The following is a 21,647-nucleotide window of genomic DNA, read 5'->3' on the forward strand; positions in this document are numbered from 1 at the left end:
CCTGTTGACGTGGTGCTTGTCCTGATTTCTTGGCGTCTCTTTTCTCGACCCCTGAATGGGTGAAAATTGTTTCACTCGATTCCACGTCCAGGGGAGGCACAGCGATGAGCGCTGCAATCGGCATCAAGGGGCGCTGCGCCCATTGCGACATCACCTTTGAGCTCAAACCTTGGCAACTGAATGCCATTGCCATCGAAGAACCGTTCGATTGCCCTTACTGCCATCGGGTCGTGCAGTTGAGCTGCCCCCATCAATTGCGCCAGTTCAAGGCGCTTGACCACTGGGCGCTGGTTCAACCGAGCATGGTGGTGTTCACCTGCATGGTGCTGATCGTGGCGCTGGTGGCGGAGTGGGTGGGGCTGCTCAGTGTGATCGGTCAGTTCAATGTCTCGCTGGCGGTGCTGCTGATGCACTTCCTGGCGTTGCGTTATGCCCGTTACCGGCAGCGCATGACCCTGGACTTGCAGGTGGTCACGCCGGCTCTACCAATTGAACAGCTCGCACGCATTGCGTGTGCTCGCCTCAGCCAGCAATAGAGCATCGGTGCCCATGCGCTCGGCCAGGGCAGTGCAGATGGCCGGCAGATGCTCGGGGCTATTGCGTTGGCCAGGGAACATGGCAGGTGCCATGTCGGGTGAGTCGGTTTCCAGTACCACTGCATCCAGCGGCAGTTGCGCCAACACCTTGTGCATCCTCAGGGCCTGAGGCCAGGTGGCGGCGCCGCCCAGACCCAGCTTGAAGCCGAGCTTGATGTACTCGCGGGCTTCTTCACGGCTCCCCGCAAACGCATGGATGATGCCGCCGCGGGGCAGGCGAATGCGCTTGAGGGTAGCGATCACCGCTGCGTGGCTGCGACGGACATGCAGCAAGGCTGGCAATTGGAAGTCGACCGCCAGCTTGAGCTGGGCTTCAAACAGGCTTTGTTGGCGGTCGCGGTCCAGGTGTTCGAGAAAGTAGTCCAGGCCGATTTCGCCCACCGCGCACAGTTGCCGGTGGCCTTGCAGGCGAGACAACCAGTCGCCCAATGCCGAGAGGTCAGCGGGGCGATGCTCATCGAGATACACCGGATGCAAGCCAAAGGCGGCGAACAAGCCTTCGTCCGCGTGCACCAGGTCCCACACGCGTTGCCAATTCTGCTGATACACCCCCAACACCACCATGCGCCGCACGCCCACTGTTCGGCTGTGGGCGAGGACGTCGCGGCGATCGCTGTCGAAATCCGGGAAGTCCAGGTGCGTGTGGGTGTCGATCAGCTCCACGCTCAAGCCTCGTGAATGCGCTGCTTGAAGGTTCGGCCGATGGCGTGCACGCCAGGTTGGTACTGTTCCTCTTCGATAGCCGCCAGGGCCAGGCGCAGGGCGGTCTCGGCGATCGACTGATGTTGCTGGGCCATGGCGTTGACCGGCAGCGGCAGGAAGTCCAGCAATTGGGTATCGCCAAAGGTGCCCAGTCGTAGCGGGCGTGACTTGAGCGGGAAGTCATGCAGGGCGTCGAACACGCCTTGCAGCAACACGTAGGAGGTGGTCACCAGTGCGTCAGGCAAATGCCCCAGTCGTTGCAGAAGTTGCTCCATCAGCTGTCGGCCACAGTCGCGGCTAAAGGCTTCAGCGTGTTCGATGATCACCTCGCCGGTGAAACCTTCGAGGGCTTCACGGAAACCGGCGGCACGCTCCTGGCTGATGCTCAGTTCGGGCCGTGCGCCGATCAGCACGATCTGTTTGGGCAACGGTTGCAGCAGGCTGCTGGTTAATTGCTGGCAAGCCTGGCGGTCGTCGCTGACCACCGAGCAGAATTGATCCGAGCCCATCACCCGGTCGATGGCAATCACCGGCAAACCCTTGGCCTGCAGCTCGCGGTAACTGTCGTCGCTGGCCGGCAGGCAACTGGCGACAAACAACGCATCACAACGCCGGGCGCGGAACAGTTGCAGTAATTGGCGCTCGCTGTCGGCGTCGTCGTCGGAGCTGGCGATCAGCAATTGATAGCCACGCGCCCGCGCGCCTTGCTCGAGGAGCTTGGCGATGCGTGCGTAACTGGGGTTTTCCAGGTCGGGCAGGATAAAGCCCAAGGTGCGGGTGTGCCGACTGCGCAGCCCGGCGGCCTGTGGGTTTGGGGTAAAGCCATGGGCTTGCACCACAGCACGCACCCGTTCGACGGTGGCGTTGCTGATGCGTTGCTGTTCGGCCTTGCCATTGATGACGTAGCTGGCGGTGGTCACGGACACACCGGCGAGACGTGCGATATCACTGAGTTTCAAACCGGGATTTCCTTGTTTTCTGGAGCTTGCCCCGACATTTTGTCCAATCGTAACCGATTCCAGCACCCGACCAATGTCTCAGCTCAAGTGCCGAGTGGTTCTTCAAGGATGCGCAATTAACGCGTAGTCTTCCATAAGATCTAGATTAAACGTTTCAGCCAGCGTATTTTTACGACGTTCGCGACTGAGTGGCTACTGCCAATTGACTGCTCAGTCAGTTAATCATGAACACCATTACACTGTTTGTTTAAAACAATACCTAGTGCGCCTCTGCACTAACTAGGAGAACGGCATGCTTGAGCTCACTGTAGAGCAGATTTCCATGGGCCAGGTGGCTGTGGATAAATCTGCTGCCTTGCACCTGCTCGCTGAAAAACTGGTGGCCGACGGCCTGGTCGCCGAGGGTTATCTCAGCGGTTTGCAAGCCCGTGAAGCCCAAGGCTCGACCTTTCTCGGCCAAGGTATTGCCATCCCCCATGGCACCCCCGAAACCCGCGACCAGGTGTTTTCCACCGGCGTGCGTTTGCTGCAGTTCCCCGAAGGTGTGGACTGGGGTGACGGCCAGATCGTGTACCTGGCCATCGGCATTGCGGCCAAATCCGACGAACACCTGCGGCTGTTGCAACTGCTCACCCGCGCCCTCGGTGAAACTGACCTGGGCCAGGCGCTGCGCCGTGCCGGCAGCGCTGACGCCCTGCTGAAACTGCTGCAAGGCGCGCCGCAGGAACTGGCGCTGGACGCGCAGATGATCAGCCTGGGCGTGTCCGCCGACGACTTCGAAGAGCTGGTATGGCGCGGCGCACGCCTGTTGCGTCAGGCCGATTGTGTGAGCAATGGCTTCGCCGCGGTCTTGCAGCAGGTGGATGCGCTGCCCCTGGGCGATGGCCTGTGGTGGTTGCACAGCGAGCAGACCGTCAAGCGCCCGGGCCTGGCGTTTGTCACCCCGGACAAACCCATGCGCTACCTTGGCCAGCCACTCAATGGCCTGTTCTGCCTGGCCAGCCTCGGTGAAGCCCACCAGGCTTTGCTCGAACGCTTGTGCGCCCTGCTGATCGAGGGGCGCGGCCAGGAACTTGGCCGCGCCACCAGCAGCCGCGCGGTGCTCGAAGTGCTCGGTGGGGAGCTGCCCCCCGATTGGCCCAGCGTACGCATTACCCTGGCCAACGCCCACGGTTTGCACGCGCGCCCGGCGAAGATCCTCGCGCAGTTGGCGAAAAGTTTTGACGGCGACATCCGCGTGCGCATCATCGATGGCCCGGTGGGCGCCGTGTCGGTGAAAAGCCTGAGCAAACTGTTGAGCCTCGGCGCGCGGCGTGGCCAGGTGCTGGAGTTTGTCGCCGAACCCACGATTGCGGGCGATGCACTGCCGGCGCTGCTGGCAGCGGTAGAAGAAGGCCTCGGCGAAGACGTCGAGCCACTGCCGACCCTGAGCGCCCAGCCAGAAACCCTCGATATTGAACCGTTGATCAGCGCGCCCTTGTCCGGCAGCCAAATCCAGGCCATCGCCGCCGCACCGGGCATCGCCATCGGCCCGGCGCATATCCAGGTGCAGCAAACGTTCGATTACCCACTGCGCGGCGAATCCTGCGCCGTCGAGCGCCAGCGTTTGCACAGCGCCCTGGCCGAGGTGCGCGGTGATATCCAGGGCCTGATCGAACGCAGCCCATCCAAGGCGATCCGCGAGATTTTCGTCACCCACCAGGAAATGCTCGACGACCCGGAGCTCACCGACGAAGTCGACACCCGCCTCAAGCAAGGCGAAAGCGCTGAGGCAGCGTGGATGAGTGTGATCGAAGCCGCTGCCAAGCAGCAGGAGTCGCTGCAGGACGCGCTGCTCGCCGAGCGTGCCGCCGACCTGCGTGATATCGGCCGTCGTGTGCTGGCGCAACTGTGCGGTGTTGAAACCGCCCAGGAGCCGAGTGAACCCTACATTCTGGTGATGGACGAAGTCGGCCCGTCCGATGTTGCACGGCTTGATCCGGCGCGCGTCGCCGGCATCCTTACTGCGCGTGGTGGCGCGACGGCGCACAGTGCCATCGTCGCCCGCGCCCTCGGCATCCCTGCGTTGGTCGGCGCTGGCCCGGCCGTGTTGCTGCTGGCTTGCGGTACGCCGCTGTTGCTCGATGGCCAGCGCGGCCGCCTGCATGTGGACGCCGACACCGCCACCCTGCAACGCGCCACGGTCGAGCGCGACACCCGCGAACAACGCCTGCAAGCCGCTTCGGCGCAACGCCATGAACCGGCGCTGACCCGCGACGGCCACGCCGTGGAGGTGTTTGCCAATATCGGCGAAAGCGCCGGTGTGGCCAGCGCGGTGGAGCAGGGCGCCGAAGGCATTGGTCTGCTGCGCACCGAGCTGATTTTCATGGCCCACCCGCAGGCGCCGGACGAAGCCACCCAGGAAGCCGAATACCGTCGCGTCCTCGACGGTCTCGCGGGCCGCCCGTTGGTGGTGCGCACCCTCGATGTGGGCGGCGACAAACCGCTGCCGTATTGGCCGATCGCCCAGGAAGAAAACCCTTTTCTCGGCGTGCGCGGCATTCGTCTCACCTTGCAGCGCCCGCAGATCATGGAAGCGCAATTGCGTGCGCTACTGCGTTCTGCGGACAGCCGCCCGCTGCGCATCATGTTCCCCATGGTCGGTAGCGTTGATGAGTGGCGCGCGGCCCGCGACATGACCGAACGCCTGCGCTTGGAAATCCCGGTGGCGGACCTGCAGCTGGGCATCATGATCGAAGTGCCGTCGGCGGCATTGCTCGCGCCGGTGCTGGCCAAGGAAGTCGACTTTTTCAGCGTCGGCACCAACGACCTGACCCAGTACACCCTGGCCATTGACCGTGGCCATCCGACGCTGTCCGCCCAGGCCGATGGCCTGCATCCGGCCGTGTTGCAACTGATCGACATCACCGTGCGTGCCGCCCATGCCCATGGCAAATGGGTCGGGGTGTGCGGTGAACTGGCGGCGGACCCGTTGGCGGTACCGGTGCTGATCGGGCTGGGGGTGGATGAGTTGAGTGTCTCGGCCCGCAGCATTCCTGAAGTGAAGGCGCGCGTGCGCGAATTCAGTCTGAGCGAGGCCCAGGGCCTGGCGCAAAAAGCACTGGCGGTGGGCTCGCCCGCCGAAGTGCGTGCCCTAGTGGAGGCCGTGTAGATGGCAAGGATTCTAACCCTGACGCTGAACCCGGCGTTGGACCTGACGGTACGCCTGGCGCGCCTGGAGCCGGGTGAAGTCAACCGTAGCGAAACCCTGCTGACCCACGCTGCCGGCAAGGGCGTGAATGTGGCGCAGGTGTTGGCCGACCTGGGCCATGAGCTGACCGTGGGCGGCTTCCTTGGTGAGGGCAACCCCCAGGCCTTCGAAGCGCTGATCGCGCAGCGTGGGTTTACCGACGCGTTTATCCGCGTGCCCGGCGAAACCCGCAGCAATATCAAGATTGCCGAGCAGGATGGCCGGGTCACTGACATCAACGCGCCGGGGCCACAGGTGACGGAGCAGGCGCAGAGCGCCTTGCTGGAAAAACTGGCGCAGATTGCTCCCGGCTTCGATGCGGTGGTGGTGGCCGGCAGCTTGCCGCGCGGCGTCAGCCCACAGTGGTTTCAAGGGCTGCTGGAACAGTTGAAACGCGTTGGAGTAAAAGTCGCCCTGGACACCAGTGGTGAAGCGCTGCGTGCAGGTTTGCAGGCCGGCCCGTGGCTGGTAAAACCCAATACCGAAGAGCTGGCTGAAGCCCTGGGCCATGCCACGGATGCAATCAGCCACCTGCATCAGCAAGGTGTGGAACATGTGGTGGTCTCCGACGGTGCGGCGGGCGTGAGCTGGTACAGCCCGGGTGCGGCACTGCACGCCACGCCACCCAGGGTCACGGTGGCCAGTACCGTCGGCGCCGGCGATTCGCTGCTGGCCGGGATGCTGCACGGTTTGCTCAGCGGCGATACGCCGGAGCAGACCCTGCGCCGCGCCACGGCGATCGCCGCGCTGGCGGTGACCCAGATCGGGTTTGGCATCAGCGATGACGCGCAGTTGGCGCGCCTCGAAAGCGACGTCCACGTGCGTACGCTGACAGAACAATAAGAGGGTTTGTGATGAAGTTAGCCATTGTTACCGCCTGCCCGAACGGCATGGTCACCAGTGTGCTGTGTGCCCGCTTGTTGGACGCCGCCGCGCAGCGCCAAGGCTGGAGCACCAGCGTGGAAGTGGTGGACATGCAGCGTCCGGAACGCCAGTTGTCCCAAGCCACCCTCGACGACGCCGAGTGGGTGTTGCTGGTCAGCAGCACGGCGGTGGATATGCAGCGGTTTGTCGGCAAGCGCGTGTTCCAGAGCACGCCCGCCCAGGCGCTGGCAGATGTCGACGCGGTGTTGCGTCGCGGTGCCGAAGAGGCCCAGGTGTATGTTGCTGCCGAGTCTGTGGCCCAGCAGGCGCCGCGCATTGTGGCGATCACCGCCTGTCCCACTGGCGTCGCCCACACCTTCATGGCGGCCGAAGCCTTGCAGCAGACGGCCAAGCGTCTGGGCTATGACTTGCAGGTCGAGACCCAAGGCTCGGTCGGTGCCCGCACACCCTTGAGCCCGCAGGCTATCGCCGAGGCGGACGTGGTGTTGCTGGCCGCCGACATCGAAGTCGCCACCGAGCGCTTTGCCGGCAAGAAGATCTACCGTTGCGGCACCGGCATTGCCCTCAAGCAGTCCGAAGCGACCCTCAACAAGGCCCTCGCTGAAGGTGCGGTGGAAAATGCGGCCAGCGGTGCTGTGGCCAAGAAAGAAAAAACCGGCGTTTATAAACACCTGCTGACCGGGGTGTCGTTCATGTTGCCGATGGTGGTGGCGGGCGGGTTGCTGATCGCCTTGTCATTCGTGTTCGGCATCCACGCCTTTGAGCAGGAAGGCACGCTGGCGGCTGCACTCAAAACCGTGGGTGACCGCGCCTTCATGTTGATGGTGCCTTTGCTGGCGGGTTACATCGCCTACTCGATTGCCGACCGTCCCGGCATCGCGCCCGGCATGATCGGCGGGCTGTTGGCCGGTACCCTGGGGGCGGGGTTTATCGGCGGCATCTTCGCCGGTTTCCTCGCCGGCTACTGCGTCAAGCTGATCACCCGTGCGGTGAAGTTGCCGCAGAGCCTGGAGGCGCTCAAGCCAATCTTGATCATTCCGTTGCTGGCGAGCCTGTTTACCGGCCTGGCGATGATCTACCTGGTTGGCCCACCGGTGGCGCGTTTGCTCACCGCGCTTACCGACTTCCTCAGCACCATGGGCACCACCAATGCGGTGCTGTTGGGCATCCTGTTGGGCGGCATGATGTGTGTCGACCTGGGCGGGCCCATCAACAAAGCCGCGTATGCGTTTTCGGTCGGCCTGCTGGCGGCGTCCAGTGGGGCGCCGATGGCGGCCACCATGGCGGCCGGCATGGTGCCGCCGATTGGCATGGGCATCGCTACGTTCCTGGCACGCCGCAAGTTTGCCCAGACCGAGCGCGAGGCCGGCAAAGCCGCGATGATTCTCGGCATGTGCTTTATCTCCGAAGGGGCGATTCCATTTGCCGCCAAAGACCCGTTGCGTGTCATCCCGGCCAGCATTGCCGGTGGCGCCTTGACCGGTGCACTGTCGATGTACTTCGGCTGCAAACTGGCCGCGCCCCACGGCGGCCTGTTTGTGCTGGTGATTCCGAATGCGATGAACCATGCGCTGCTGTACCTGCTGGCGATTGTCGCCGGTAGCCTGCTGACCGGCCTGGTGTATGCGCTGATCAAACGTCCGGAAACGGTAGAGCTGGCCGTCGTCCCCGCCAAGGCCTGATACGAAAATGTGGGGCTGGCTTGCCTGCGATGCAGGCACCTCGGTGCATCCGTGATGCCGGGGTGATGCATTCGCAGGCAAGCCCGCTCCCACATGTGGCTTCTGTCGTTCTGTGGGCCCGTGTCACACCCGCTTCATCCTGTCGTGGTTAAGTCTGCCTTTTGATACTCAAGAGGGCACCTGCATGAGCCACTTCGATCTCGGCCGTCGCCGCGTGATGCAAGCCGTCGGCGCCGGCCTGCTGCTGCCGGGCCTGGCCCCGGCAGTGATCGCCTCCGTGAAGGACCGACCGCAACTCACCGACGGCGTGCAGTCCGGCGACCTGCTCGGCGATCGCGCCATGATCTGGAGCCGCAGCGACCGCCCGGCCCGCATGGTGGTGGAGTGGGACACCCGCAGCGTATTCAGCAACCCGCGCCGATTCATCTCGCCCCTGGCCGACAACCGCACCGACTTCACCGCGCGCGTCGAACTGACCGGGCTGCCCGCCGACCAGGCGATTTTCTATCGCGTGCACTTCGAAGACGCCCAGACCGGCGTCGCCAGCGAGCCGTGGTTCGGTCATCTGCGCAGTGTGCCGCAACAACGCCGCGACATCCGTTTTGTGTGGAGCGGCGACACCGTCGGCCAGGGCTTCGGCATCAATCCGGACATCGGCGGCATGCGCATCTACGAAGCCATGCGCCTGCGCCTTCCGGACTTCTTTATCCACAGCGGCGATACCATCTATGCCGACGGCCCGGTGCCGGCGCAACTGACCACCGAAAGCGGACGCATCTGGCGCAATATCACCACCGAAGCCAAGAGCAAAGTCGCTGAAACCCTGGATGAGTATCGCGGCAATTACCGCTACAACCTGATGGATGAAAACGTACGCCGCTTCAATGCCGAGGTGCCGCAGATCTGGCAGTGGGACGACCACGAAGTGGTGAACAACTGGTCGCCGAGCAAGCAATTGGATGAGCGTTACCAGACCAAGGACATCAACGCCCTGGTGGGCCGTGCGCGCCAGGCCTGGCTGGAGTATTCCCCCATGCGCCGGCAAAGCGCCGATGGCGGTGGGCGGATTTATCGCAAGCTCAGTTATGGGCCGCTGCTGGATGTGTTCGTGCTGGATATGCGCAGCTATCGCGGGCCCAACGATGACAACCTGGGCGCTGAAAAGCCCTTCCTCGGCCGCGAGCAATTGGACTGGCTCAAGCGTGAACTCAAGGCGTCGCAGGCACAGTGGAAGGTCATCGCCGCCGATATGCCCATCGGCCTCGGCGTGCCTGACGGAGAGGTCAGCCCTGGTGTGGCACGTTGGGAAGCCATCGCCAACAACGACCCAGGCGCGCCGCAAGGTCGCGAGCTGGAAATCGCTGAGCTGCTGGGCTTCTTAAGGGCGCACAAGGTACGTAACCATGTATGGCTGACGGCGGATGTGCACTACTGCGCAGCGCATCACTACCACCCGGATCGAGCCGCGTTCCAGGATTTCGAGCCGTTCTGGGAGTTTGTCGCCGGGCCTTTGAATGCGGGGAGTTTTGGGCCCAACCCGCTGGACAAGACCTTTGGCCCCGAGGTGGTCTTCGAGAAAGCACCGCCGGCGCAGAACACGTCGCCATTCGCGGGTTTCCAGTTTTTTGGCGAGGTGCAGATCGATGGGCAGACGGCGGAGTTGACGGTCATCCTGCGCGACCTGGATGGCATCTCGGTATTCGAACAAAAGTTACAACCGGCGTGACTGAATGCGACCAAGGGTGGGGCAGGCAAGCCAGCTCCCACTCTTGGTCGTCAGCGCCAGGGGGAGGTCAGTAGACGTCGCGGCGATAACGGCCTTGCTCGATCAGCCGTTCCACGGCGTCACTGCCGAGAATGTCCACCAGCGCCTGATCCACCCCGGCCGCCATCCCCTGCAGGCTCCCGCACACATAAATCGCCGCGCCTTCCGATAGCCACTTACGCAGCACCTCGGCCGATTCACGCAGGCGATCCTGCACGTAGATTTTTTCCTCCTGATCGCGGGAAAACGCCAGGTCCAGCAGCGCCAGGTCGCCACTGGCCAACCAGCCTTGCAGCTCGTCCTGGCACAGGAAGTCATGCTTGATACTGCGTTCTCCGAACAGCAACCAGTTGCGCTGTTGGCCGTCGGCAATACGCGCCTTGAGCAAACTGCGCAGGCCGGCCAGGCCGGTGCCGTTGCCCACCAGGATCAGGGGCACCGGGGCTTGCGGCAGGTGGAAGCCACTGTTGCGACGCAGGCGCAGGCTGACGCTGGAGCCGATCGCGGCGTGTTCCGTGAGCCAACCACTTGCCAGGCCCAGGCTGCCGTCGGGGTGGCGCTCCTGGCGCACGATCAACTCCAGCACGCCATCGCTGGCAATCGAAGCGATGGAGTATTCGCGCATGCCCAAAGGCACCAGCGCGTTCACCAGCGCCTGGGCGTGAAGGCCCACCAAGTGCGCGCGGTTGTCTGGCAGTTGGCGGGTGGCCAGGGCTTGGTTGAGGGATTGCGCCAAGCCTTCGATCAATACGCCGTCGCTGCCGGCCAGGCCCAAGCCTTCGAGGAAGTGTTCGATGGCCCAGGGGCAATTGCGCGGCAGCACTTCCACCAGGTCGCCGGCTTCCCAGCGTTGGGGCGACGGGGAGGTGAGGCCCAGCAAATAGACCTCCGAGCCGCTGCTGTCGCGGTTGAGCAGGGTGCGTTGGCTGAGCGTCCAGTTTTCGTACTGGGCGGTCGGCCAGGCGGATGCCGGGGCGTGGCCAGTGAGCTGACCAAGCTGTTGTTGCCAATGCAGCAGGGCGGTGGTGTCGCCGCTGTCCACCTCGACCGGGGCGAACAATGCGTTGCCGCCCTGGTTGGTCAGCCAGAAATGCAGGCGCCGTGCGAAGCCGCAGAAGTGTTCGTACTGACGATCACCCAGGGCCAGCACCGAGTAGTTCAGGCCCTTGAGCGGCAGGTTCTGGCCGAGCACGCTGCGTTCGAAACCACGGGCGCTGTCGGGGGCTTCGCCGTCGCCGAAGGTGCTGACCACAAACAGCGCGTTTTGCGACTGGCGCAGGTCATCCTGGCTGACGCTACCCAGGGGTTGCACCTTCACCGGCAGGCCGGCCGCCTGCAATTGGCCGGCGGTCTGCCAGGCCAGTTGTTCGGCAAAACCACTCTGGCTGGCAAAGCCGATCAGCCATGCTGGCGCATCGCTGTGGTTGGCCGTGAGGCCTTTGCGCGCATCACGTACCTGGCGCTTTTTACGCCGACGGTCCAGGTACAGCAGCCAACCGGTGATGAAGAACAACGGCATCAGCACCGAACTGACGGTGAGGATAATCCGCCCCGCCAGGCCGAAGTAACTGCCGGTGTGCAGTGCGTAGACGCTGGTCAGCAGTCTGGAACCGAGGCGCTTGCTGGCGTACCGGTCGTGGGATTTGACCTCACCGGTGGCCGGGTCCAGGTTGATCTGGTTCAGCGCGCGGTCATGGGGTGAGTTGTCCAGCAGGTAGTAGACGATGGCCGGTTGCCCCGCGACGGCAGGCATGCGGATGTTGTAGGCGCTCAAGCCAGGGCCGGCGTTGCTGTAGATGCTGCTCCAGATCGCGTCGTAGTTGGCCACGGGCGCCGCACCGTCGGGCGCAGGGCCGCGCTTGCGCATGCGTTCATTTTGCGGGGCGTCGGACAGCAGTTTGGTCAGGCCCTGGCTGTACCAGTCGTAGGACCAATACAAGCCGGTCAGTGCCGACAGCAGATAGGCCAGCAGGCACCAGGTGCCGAATACCGAGTGCAGGTCCCAGTTGAAGGCACGGCCCTTTTTGCGCCAGTCCAACGTCAGCCACGCCCGCCAGCTCGCCACCTGGCGCGGCCAGCGCAAGTACAGCCCGGAGAGGCAGAAGAACACCAGGACCAGCGTGCAAGCACCGGTGATGTTTCGCCCGGTATCGCCCATCACCAGGAAGCGGTGGAATTGCAGCAGGAAGCCAAAGACGTCCTGGCCGACCACGTCACCCCTATAGTCGCCGGTGTAAGGGTCGAAATAGCGCAACTGGCCACGGCGCTCGCCGGGCGGCGGGGTGAAGAACACGCGGGCAGCGTTGCCGCTTTCGCGTTCGACGAACAGCATGGCCACGGTCTGGCCTTCGGTGGCCTCCAGCTTGCGCACCAACTCGGCGGGCGGCAGTACGCCGGCTTCGCGTTTTTCCACGGTCAATACGTTGGGGTTGAGCGCCCGCAGAATTTCATCCTGAAACGAGACCGCAGCCCCGGTGATCCCCATCAAGGCCAGCACCAGTCCGGCTGTAATGCCGAAGAACCAGTGCAACTGGAACAGGGTTTTCTTCAACACGTCTGACCGCCTCGTCTATCTGAATATGTAGGGCACGGCGCGCATTATGCCGTGGCTTGTCGAGAAACTTTCTGTTTAACACGCAAAAGCCCCACGCATCCGATGCATGGGGCTTGTTGTTGCGTGGCGTCGCTGCCTAGAAGTGGAAGTTGGTAGACAACAGGGCCGTACGACCGGCCGCCTGGTTGGCGAAGTGTGTCGAGAAAGCCTTGTCGTAATAGGTCTTGTCGGTCAGGTTTTGCACGTTCAATTGCAGGTCGACGTTCTTGCTCAGTTTGTAGCTGGCCATGGCGTCGTAGCGGGTGTAGGACGGTACGTAAACGGTATTGCCAGCATCGCCGTAAACCTGATCGACGTAGAACGCGCCACCACCGATGGTGAGCTTGGGGGTGAGGTCGTAAGTGGTCCACAGGCTGAAGGTATTCTTCGGCGTGTTGGGCATTTGATTGCCTTTGCTTGAACCCGAACTGACCACGCCATTGCGACCATTCAGGCCGGATTTGACCAGTTCGCTGTCGAGGTAGCTGTAGCCCGCGAACACCTGCCACTGGTCGGTGATCTTGCCGCTGGCGGACAACTCCACGCCGTCGACTTGGGATTCACCCGCGTTCTGGTAGGTCAGGGCGTCGACCAGGATGCGGGTGTTTTTCTTCTCGGTACGGAACACCGCGGCGGTCAGGGACAGGCGATCGTGGAACAGGTCCCATTTGGTGCCCAGTTCGTAGTTGACGGTTTCTTCCGGCTGCAGGTCGCTGGTGGCGGCACCGGCCGAGAGTGGGTTGCCGTCCGACCCTTCACCCACCAGGCCACCGGCAGGCGTCGCCGACGTGGCGTAGGAGGCATAGAGGCTGGCGTTTTCCACGGGTTTCCAGACAAGGCCGGCTTGCCAGTTGAAGAACTGGCTGTCTTCTTTGATTTTGCTGCGGCCGGTCGCGGAATCGGTGTTGGCAACGGTGTCGAAGGTGTCGTAGCGCAGGCCGACGTTCAGCAACCATTTCGGGTCCAGCTCGATGGTGTCGAACACATACGCGCCACGGCTGGTGGCCTTGGTGGCGGTGCCGTAATAGTTGCGCGCGATGCTGCCGGACCAGGCGTCATCCGGGTTCGGGTTGCTCAGGGAGGTGCACTGGCCGCCCAGGTTGCCCTTGGCCACGGTACAGATCGGGTTGGCATTGGGGCTGATGGTGTAGCTGCTCACGCGGGTTTCTTCGCCGGTGAACTCCAGCCCGGTGGAGTAGCTGTGCTTGAACCCCAGCGCCTGGAAGCTGCCGAACACATCCGTTTGGTTGGTGGTGGTGGTTGTGGTCGAGACTCGACTGTTGGCGCGGCGCCACACGGTGCCGAACCGGTTGACGTTGAGCTTGCTGTCGTCCGGCTGCGTCAGAATGTAATCCTGGCCTGTGCTGCCGTGGCGCAGGGTGTTTTTCAGCGTCATGCTGTCGTTCAGGTCGTGCTCGATGGAGAACGTGCTGATATCGGCGCGGGTCTTGCGGAAGTCACGGTCCTTGAGGCCATAGAAGTTGTTGCTGTCGCCGCCGTCGTTGGGTTTGTCATGCACGTGGGCGGTGGCTGTCGACGAACCGTAGCCGTAGGGAATGCCCGAGTCCGGCAGGTCGTTGCTTTCCATGTGGTAGTAGCTGAGGTTGACGCGGGTCGGGGTGCCCAGGCCAAAGGTCAGCGACGGTGCCACGCCCCAACGGTCGTAATTGATCGCGTCGCGGCCGGCCACGTTCTGTTCGTGGCTCATCAGGTTCAAGCGGAACGCGGCGCTGTCGTCGAGGAATTGGCGGTTCACGTCGAGTACGTAGCGGCGGGTCTGGTCGGAACCGTAGGTAAAGCCGCCGTTGGTGAAGTCCCGCGCTTGTGGGGTCTTGCTCACCAGGTTGAGGCTACCGCCGGCCGAGCCGCGACCGCCGAACGAGGAGTTCGGGCCTTTGCTGACTTCGATCGACTCGATATCAAAGATCTCGCGGCTTTGGCCGCCGGTGTCACGCACGCCGTCCAGGTAGGTATCGCCCTGGGCATCAAAGCCACGGATGAACGGGCGATCGCCCTGGGGGTTGCCGCCTTCGCCGGCGCCGAACGTAATGCCCGGTACGGTGCGCAACGCATCCTGCAACGAAGTGGCGGCGGTGTCCTTGAGCACTTGCTGGGGCACCACGGTGACCGAGCGCGGCGTGTCGACCAGCGGCGCGGTGTACTTTTGCGACGAGGCCTTTTCGACCTGGTAGGAGGTGGTGTCCTGCTCTTCCCCGGTGATGCTGGTGGCGCCCAGGGAGATGCTGTTGCGCTGGCCTTGTTGTTCAGTGTCTTCGGCCGCCTGCGCCAGGTGGGCGACAGAGCTGGCGCTGAGGGCAACGCCGATGGCCGATGCCAGCATACGTGGTGAACTGGCAGGTATTTTTGTAGTGGTGCGCGACATGACGTGTCCTTTCCCCAAGGATGTGAAGCCGCGGAATATAGGGTGAACAAGACTTTCTATCAATTGCGATACATTGCTAATTGCATTGAATTTACATTCTTTACACTTTTTGCTTACGGTTTTTACGAACTCGTTCGTCTAGGGCGTTTTACACGGCGGATAAGAATCAATACCATTGGCGCCTCTCTGATTTCAGGTGTTGCCCCATGCTGCTGCATATCCCCGGCCTGTTCTCTCCTGAGGAAGTGCAGCGCATTCGCCATGCCCTGGAAAACACCGACTGGGCCGACGGTAAAATCACCGCCGGGCACCAGTCCGCCAAGGCCAAGCACAACCTGCAATTACCCGAGGGCCACCCGCTGGCCAAGGAAATCGGCGGGGCGATGCTCGAGCGGTTATGGAACAACCCGCTATTTATGTCAGCGGCGTTACCGCACAAAGTCTTTCCGCCGCTGCTCAATTGCTACACGGCCGGTGGCAGTTTCGATTTCCATATCGACAATGCCGTGCGCCAGGCCAGGGGCAGCCATGAGCGAGTGCGCACCGACCTGTCATCCACGCTGTTCTTCAGCGACCCGGACGAGTACGACGGCGGCGAACTGGAGATCCAGGACACCTTCGGCCTGCAGCGCGTGAAGTTGCCGGCCGGCGACATGGTGTTGTACCCCGGCTCCAGCCTGCACAAAGTCAACGCCGTGACCCGTGGCGCGCGCTATGCCTCGTTCTTCTGGACCCAGAGCCTGGTGCGCGAAGACAGCCAGCGCACCCTGCTGTTCGAGATGGATGGCGCGATCCAGCAACTGACCCGCGACGTCCCCGACCACCCGGCGCTGATCCAACTCACCGGCACCTACCACAACCTGCTGCGCCGCTGGGTCGACGTCTGATATGGGCTTTTTATTGCGCCGTGAAGAAGTGCTCAACGTCGAACAACTGCAAAGCATGCTCGATGACTCGCCCGTGCGCGCAGCCCAGGCGATCCTGGTGGCGGCGAAGGCGGGTGTGGTGGAGGCCCAGGCCCTGCTCGGGCAGATCCTGCTGGAAGGCCGTGGCATTGCCCGTGATGAAGCGCTGGCGTTGCGCTGGTTCCAGATTGCGGCGAAGGGCGGACACTTGATGGCGCGTAATATGGCCGGGCGCTGTTTGGAGCAGGGTTGGGGGTGTGCGGCTGATGAAGCGGCAGCGGCGCGAGAGTACCGTCTGGCCGCCGAGGCCGGTTTGGATTGGGCGCAATACAATTACGCCAATCTGTTGGCCACCGGGCGCGGTGTTGCCGAAGACCCGCAACAAGCGCTGAGCCTATACCGCCAGGCAGCGGAACAGGGCCATGCCAAGTCGATGAACCTGTTGGGGCGATATCTGGAAGACGGTCAAGTGTGCCCAAGAGATTTGGACGCAGCCGTAGACTGGTACCGTCGTTCAGCCGAAGGCGGCGATTTTCGCGGGCAGTTCAGTTATGCAGCGGTGCTGGCGGACAGAGGCCAGGTTGACGTGGCGTTGGAGTGGTTGCGCAAGGCGCTGGCGGCGGGGAATCTGAAATTTCTGCGGACGGCGTACCAGGCATTGGCATCAGCGGATGATCCGCAGGTGCGGCAGATGGCTTTGGATTATCATCAACGAGCTATGCAGCTAGCCCAATAGCAAGTCGAGACGACGCAGCCCCCACAAAAAAGCCCATGACAGATCATGGGCTTTCGCTTGCAGCGTGCAGCTAAAAACTAACCGCTGCTCTTACACATAGAACGATTTCAACGGCGGAAAGCCATTGAACTCAACCGCGCTGTAGCTGGTGGTGTAAGCACCGGTCGACAGCCAGTACAAACGGTCACCAATCGCCAGGTTCAGCGGCAGGCCGTACTTGTAGTTCTCGTACATGATGTCGGCGCTGTCGCAGGTAGGGCCGGCGATGACCACTTCTTCCATCTCGCCTTTCTTCTCGGTCCAGATCGGGAACTTGATGGCTTCGTCCATGGTTTCGATCAGGCCGGAGAACTTGCCCACGTCGGTGTATACCCAACGCTCGACGGCGGTGCGCGATTTACGCGCAACCAGTACCACTTCGCTGACCAGGATGCCGGCGTTGGCGATCAACGAACGGCCTGGCTCGAGGATGATTTCCGGCAGGTCGTCGCCGAAATCTTCCTTGAGGAAGCGGATGATTTCTTCGGCGTAGGTTTCCAGGCTGTTGGTACGGGTGATGTAGTTGGCCGGGAAGCCGCCGCCCATGTTGATCAGCTTGAGGTGGATGCCGTCTTCTTCCTTCAGGCGTTCGAAGATCACTTTGACCTTGGCGATCGCTGCGTCCCATACGCTGATGTCGCGCTGTTGCGAACCCACGTGGAACGAGATGCCGTACGGCACCAGGCCCAGGTCGCGGGCGAGGATCAGCAGGTCCATGGCCATGTCGGTCTGGCAGCCGAATTTGCGCGACAAAGGCCAGTCAGCCGTGGTCGAGCCTTCGGTAAGGATACGCACATACACTTTAGAACCCGGGGCTGCCTTGGCAATGTTGCGCAGGTCGGCTTCGGAGTCGGTGGAGAACAGGCGCACGCCTTTCTCGTAGAAGTAGCGGATGTCCTTGGATTTCTTGATGGTGTTGCCGTAGCTGATACGGTCGGGGCTGACGCCGCGGTCCATGACTTTGTCCAGCTCGTAGATCGAGGCGATATCGAAGCTCGAGCCCTTGTCTTTCAACAGGTCGATGATCTCGACAGCCGGGTTGGCCTTGACTGCGTAATAGACCTTGGCGAATTCGAAACCGGCGCGCAGGTCATCGTAGGCCTGGCTGATCATCGCGGTGTCGATCACCACGAACGGGGTTTCTTGCTTGTCGGCGAACGCCTTCATTTTGTCAAACGTGGCGCGCGCGAAATAATCTTCGACGTTGATCGACATGCTGGGAACTCCTAAGGGCAAACTGTATTGATCAATGGGTGCAAATGAACGTCCTCCGTATCCCCACTTTGGTTCGCCTACTTCCCAAGGCATGTCGCCGAAAGCAAAAAGGCCATGGGATCTACCGCTGCCCTTGGCCTTGCTGTCTCGTCGTCAGTACTTGAGCCGGATGGATCGTTTCCAGCATGGACGTTCGGCGCGAACTTTAGGGCGTGAGGGGCCATAGATCAACTAAAAATGTCGCGTTTTTGCACGCGTTCGTCGCGCGATAGCGTGCAGCTACTTATGTAACCGACCCGTGTGACGGAATGATGTTCCCCACAAGGGACAATTTGACGGGATATCACGGCCCACCGAGATTCAAATGTGGGAGCGGGCTTGCTCGCAAAGGCGGTGCTTCAGCACCCTATTCAGTGACTGACACGCTGCCTTCGCGAGCAAGCCCGCTCCCACAGTTTTGACCGAGTGGTGTCAGGTTAGGCCAGCGCAGTCTCGGCAGGCGAAACAATACTGGTCTTGCCCCCTCGGGACTTACCGGAGCTCAGGTACTCGGCAATCGACTCCTGGGTCACTTCTCCCAGGAACACTCGCTCGGCATCCAACACCGGCAACCACGAACGGTTGAACTCGTACATACGCGACAGCAGGATGCGCAAATGCTCGTCATACGCCGCCGTGGCGTTGAACTCGCGCAGGTACTGGCCGCAGGTGCCCGTCTGACGGTGCAGGTCGCGCCGGCGCACATACCCCAGTGCCTTGTTCTCGGCACAGGTGACCACCATGTAGCGACGGTCGTGTTCGTCCATCAGTTCCAAGGCGTCCGCCACCGGGGTTTCTGGGCTCACCGACGGGGCGTTGTCCGCCGCGTCTTCGGCTTTCACCAGCAGCAGGCGCTTGAGGGTGCTGTCCTGGCCCACGAAGTTGCTGACGAACTCGTCGGCCGGGTGCGCCAGCAGCGTGTCCGGATGGTCGATCTGCAGCAGCTTGCCGGCGCGGAAGATGGCGATCTTGTCGCCCAGCTTGATGGCTTCATCGATGTCGTGGCTGACCATGATCACGGTCTTGTTCAGCGCGCGCTGCATCTCGAAGAACTCGTTCTGGATCATCTCGCGGTTGATCGGGTCGACCGCGCCGAACGGTTCATCCATCAGCAGCAGCGGCGCGTCGGCCGCCAGTGCGCGGATCACGCCGATACGCTGCTGCTGGCCGCCCGACAACTCGCGCGGGTAGCGATGCAGGTACTGCTTGGGCTCCAGCTTGATCATGCTCATCAACTCGCGGGCGCGGTCGTGGCATTTCTGCTTGTCCCAACCGAGCAGCTTGGGCACCACCACGATGTTCTCCTCGATGGTCATGTTCGGGAACAAGCCGATCTGCTGGATCACGTAGCCGATGTTGCGACGCAGGGTCACTTCATCGAGGTCGGTGGTGTCTTCGCCGTTGATCAGGATCTTGCCCGAGGTGGGCTTGATCAGGCGGTTGATCATCTTCAGCGTGGTGCTCTTGCCGCAACCCGAGGGGCCGAGGAATACGCAAATCTCGCCTTCGTTGACGGTCAGGCTCACGTCGTTGACGGCAGAAACAGTCTTGCCGTTGCTTTGAAAAGTCTTGGTCAGGTTTTGAAGTTCGATCATTTGAGCAGTCCTTTTGGGGTCAGCGAGCGTTGCAGCCATTGCAGAAGCAGGTCGGCGAAGATGGCCAGGAGACTGACCAGCACGGCGCCAACGATCAGCATCGACATGTCGCTGCGGCTGATGGAAGCCAGAATAAGTACACCCAGGCCACCGGCGCCGATGGTGGCGGCGATGGTCATCACACCAATGTTCATCACGACGGCGGTGCGCACCCCGGCGAGGATCACCGGCACGGCGATGGGCAATTCGACCATGCGCAGGCGCTGGCCGAAGGTCATGCCGATGCCTTTGGCGGCTTCGCGGATGCCTGGCTCCACGCCAGTCAGGGCGAGGTAGGTGTTACGCATGATCGGCAGCAGGGAGTAGAGGAACACGGCAGTGATCGCCGGCATCGGCCCCAGGCCCTGGCCGAACTTGGAGTAGAACGGCAGCAGCAGGCCGAACAGGGCGATGGACGGCACCGTCAGCAGCACCGTGGCGCTGGCTTGCAATGGGCCGGCCAGGGTCGGGAAGCGCGTCATCAGGATGCCCAGGGGCACGCCGATCAGGATCGCGAGGATCACGGCGATGCCGACCAGGGTAATGTGCTGCCAGGTCAGGTGCAGGACCTGGGCCCAATCAAGATGGGAAAAGGCGTTTAAAAATTCCATGTCTTCTCCTCTTTTAGTTGATTGGATGTTGGCGCAGGAAATCTGCGGCGACAGCGGAAGGGCTTTCATGGTCGACGTCGACCCGCGCGTTCAGCTGGCGCATGGTTGCGTCGTCGAACAGGTCGGCCAGTGGTTTGAGTTCAGCGGCGAGCGTCGGGTGCTGGTCGAGGTATTCCTGGCGGATCACCGGCGCGGCGGTGTAGTCGGGGAAGTAGTGCTTGTCGTCTTCCAGCAGCTTCAACTTGAAGGCATTAAGGCGGCCGTCGGTGGTGTAGACCAGGCCGGCAAACACCTGGCCGTTACGCAGGGCGGTGTAGACCAGGCCGGCGTCCATCTGCCGGGTGTTTTTGCGCGTGAGGTTCATGTCATACAGCTTGACCATGCCGCCCATGCCGTCGGAACGGTTGGCGAACTCGGTGTCCAGCGCGACCAGGCGTGTGCCTTTGGTTTTTTCCGCCAGGGCTTGGGTGAGGTCGCTGATGCTGTTGATCTGCGGGAATTCCTTGGCCACGTTCTCGGGCAGGGCCAGGGCGTAAGTGTTGCTGAAGCGCGACGGCGAGAGCCAGACCAGGCCTTTTTTCGCGTCGAGTTCTTTCACTCTTGCGTAGGACTGTTCGCTGTCGAGTTTCTCGTCGACATGGTTGTAGGCCACCAGCGACACGCCGGTGTATTCCCAGATCAGGTCCAGTTGCCCACTCTCCTGGGCACTGCGTGCCAGGTTGCTGCCCAGGCCACCGGTTACACGGGCGTCATAGCCCTTGGTGCGCAGGTACTGGGACGTGATTTCGGCGAGCAGGGTCTGTTCGGTGAACACCCGGGCGCCGATGCGGATCACAGGTTTTTCGGCGGCTTGCGCAATACCTGCAAACAGCAGGACGCAGCTCAATATCAGGGTCAGTCTTTTCATGTGATTTCCTTTGCCAAGCCTTAAGACGGACGCAACCCGCGTTCCAGCCAGAGGCGGCTGGCCATGGTCACCAGACCGTCAAGCAGCAATGCCAGCAACGCGGTGCATGCGGCGCCGAGCAGCAATTGCGGCTGATTGTTCAGGGCGATGCCAGGGAAGATCAGGCTGCCCAGGCTGTTAGCGCCAATCAGGAACGCCAGCGGTGCGGTACCCACGTTGATCGCCAGGGCCACGCGCACACCACCGATGATGATTGGCACGGCGTTGGGCAACTCCACGCGAAACAGCACCTGGCGCGGCGTCATGCCGATGCCGGTGGCGGCTTCTTTGAGCGAGCCTTGAACGTTTTTGAGGCCTTCGTAGGTGTTGCGCACAATGGGCAGCAACGAGGCGAGGAACAACGCGAAGATGGCCGGGCCACTGCCGATGCCGAGGACGCCGAGGGCGATGGCCAGTACGGCCAGGGGAGGGACGGTGTTGCCGATGTTGAAGATCTGCATGAAGCGTTCTGCGCGCCCGACCATGTTCGGTCGGCTGAGCAGGATACCGGCGGGGATCCCTACAACGATGGCTGCCAGCATGGAGACAAGAACGAGGATCAGGTGTGCTTGCAGGTAAAACAACAAATCGTCGCGGTACAGTTCGATCGTGTTGATGCCGATCCAGTGGACCAGCAGGGCCAGGAGAGCGACGACAACCGCTCCTCCTATCAGCCCTTTGCCATAGCGAATAGCCACAGGCGGACTCCTTTTTTCTTTTGTCGGCGA

16 protein-coding genes are annotated in these 21,647 nt (G+C 62.2%); 7 read left to right on the forward strand and 9 right to left on the reverse strand.

Annotated features, from left to right (window positions below; translation table 11 throughout):
• The first annotated feature begins 104 nt into the window (after window positions 1-104).
• Complete coding sequence (locus ATH90_RS04265; protein WP_034102107.1) at window positions 105-536, forward strand: hypothetical protein; 432 nt, start codon at window positions 105-107, stop codon at window positions 534-536.
• Here the strand turns inward: ATH90_RS04265 and ATH90_RS04270 are convergent.
• A complete protein-coding gene (locus ATH90_RS04270; RefSeq protein WP_069021719.1) occupies window positions 483-1,259 on the reverse strand; it encodes a TatD family hydrolase in 777 nt (258 codons plus the stop codon). The two genes, ATH90_RS04265 and ATH90_RS04270, sit on opposite strands and share 54 nt — an antisense overlap.
• 2 nt (window positions 1,260-1,261) lie before the next feature.
• Complete coding sequence (gene cra, locus ATH90_RS04275) at window positions 1,262-2,257, reverse strand: catabolite repressor/activator (protein WP_098465769.1); 996 nt, start codon at window positions 2,255-2,257, stop codon at window positions 1,262-1,264.
• A 292-nt stretch (window positions 2,258-2,549) separates the two neighbouring features.
• On the opposite strand from cra, the gene ptsP reads away from it, so the two are divergent.
• The 4 genes from ptsP (at window position 2,550) to ATH90_RS04295 (ending at window position 9,779) form a co-directional block, all read left to right on the forward strand.
• Window positions 2,550-5,408, forward strand: coding sequence for a phosphoenolpyruvate--protein phosphotransferase (gene ptsP, locus ATH90_RS04280; protein ID WP_098465770.1), 2,859 nt, complete (start codon window positions 2,550-2,552; stop codon window positions 5,406-5,408).
• Window positions 5,409-6,329: a 1-phosphofructokinase gene (gene pfkB / locus ATH90_RS04285; RefSeq protein WP_098465771.1), complete on the forward strand. Its 921-nt coding sequence runs from the start codon at window positions 5,409-5,411 to the stop codon at window positions 6,327-6,329. It abuts the gene before it with no gap.
• A gap of 11 nt (window positions 6,330-6,340) precedes the next feature.
• Entirely contained in the window at window positions 6,341-8,053 is a 1,713-nt protein-coding gene (locus ATH90_RS04290) for a PTS fructose-like transporter subunit IIB (RefSeq protein ID WP_034102112.1), read from the forward strand.
• A gap of 184 nt (window positions 8,054-8,237) precedes the next feature.
• The gene (locus ATH90_RS04295; protein ID WP_034102113.1) at window positions 8,238-9,779 is read left to right on the forward strand and encodes an alkaline phosphatase D family protein; all 1,542 of its coding nucleotides are present in this window, start codon (window positions 8,238-8,240) and stop codon (window positions 9,777-9,779) included.
• Between the two features lie 67 nt (window positions 9,780-9,846).
• On the opposite strand, the gene ATH90_RS04300 is transcribed toward ATH90_RS04295, so the two are convergent.
• Both ATH90_RS04300 and ATH90_RS04305 read right to left on the reverse strand, forming a co-directional pair.
• The gene (locus ATH90_RS04300; protein ID WP_098465772.1) at window positions 9,847-12,372 is read right to left on the reverse strand and encodes a PepSY domain-containing protein; all 2,526 of its coding nucleotides are present in this window, start codon (window positions 12,370-12,372) and stop codon (window positions 9,847-9,849) included.
• A 136-nt stretch (window positions 12,373-12,508) separates the two neighbouring features.
• Window positions 12,509-14,794, reverse strand: a complete 2,286-nt coding sequence (locus ATH90_RS04305; protein ID WP_098465773.1) for a TonB-dependent receptor — start codon at window positions 14,792-14,794, stop codon at window positions 12,509-12,511.
• Between the two features lie 206 nt (window positions 14,795-15,000).
• Between ATH90_RS04305 and ATH90_RS04310 the strand changes: the two genes are divergently transcribed.
• Window positions 15,001-15,681, forward strand: coding sequence for a Fe2+-dependent dioxygenase (locus ATH90_RS04310; RefSeq protein ID WP_098465774.1), 681 nt, complete (start codon window positions 15,001-15,003; stop codon window positions 15,679-15,681).
• 1 nt (window position 15,682) lies between these two features.
• A complete protein-coding gene (locus tag ATH90_RS04315; protein WP_098465775.1) occupies window positions 15,683-16,435 on the forward strand; it encodes a tetratricopeptide repeat protein in 753 nt (250 codons plus the stop codon).
• 90 nt (window positions 16,436-16,525) lie between these two features.
• On the opposite strand, the gene ATH90_RS04320 is transcribed toward ATH90_RS04315, so the two are convergent.
• The 5 genes from ATH90_RS04320 to ATH90_RS04340 all read right to left on the reverse strand — a co-directional run bounded on the left by ATH90_RS04320 (window position 16,526) and on the right by ATH90_RS04340 (window position 21,617).
• Window positions 16,526-17,689: a type III PLP-dependent enzyme gene (locus tag ATH90_RS04320; protein ID WP_034102119.1), complete on the reverse strand. Its 1,164-nt coding sequence runs from the start codon at window positions 17,687-17,689 to the stop codon at window positions 16,526-16,528.
• Window positions 17,690-18,165: 476 nt separating this feature from the next.
• Window positions 18,166-19,323, reverse strand: coding sequence for an osmoprotectant ABC transporter ATP-binding protein OsmV (locus tag ATH90_RS04325; protein WP_098465776.1), 1,158 nt, complete (start codon window positions 19,321-19,323; stop codon window positions 18,166-18,168).
• On the reverse strand, window positions 19,320-19,973 hold the full coding sequence (locus ATH90_RS04330; RefSeq protein WP_034102123.1) for an ABC transporter permease: 654 nt from the start codon (window positions 19,971-19,973) through the stop codon (window positions 19,320-19,322). The genes ATH90_RS04325 and ATH90_RS04330 overlap by 4 nt, the downstream gene beginning before the upstream one ends.
• A gap of 13 nt (window positions 19,974-19,986) precedes the next feature.
• Window positions 19,987-20,880, reverse strand: a complete 894-nt coding sequence (locus ATH90_RS04335) for a glycine betaine ABC transporter substrate-binding protein (RefSeq protein WP_034102124.1) — start codon at window positions 20,878-20,880, stop codon at window positions 19,987-19,989.
• A gap of 20 nt (window positions 20,881-20,900) precedes the next feature.
• Entirely contained in the window at window positions 20,901-21,617 is a 717-nt protein-coding gene (locus tag ATH90_RS04340) for an ABC transporter permease (protein WP_098465777.1), read from the reverse strand.
• Window positions 21,618-21,647 lie beyond the last annotated feature (30 nt).

Origin of the sequence: Pseudomonas lurida (assembly GCF_002563895.1) — a bacterium.
GTDB classification, from domain to species: Bacteria; Pseudomonadota; Gammaproteobacteria; order Pseudomonadales; family Pseudomonadaceae; genus Aquipseudomonas; species Aquipseudomonas lurida.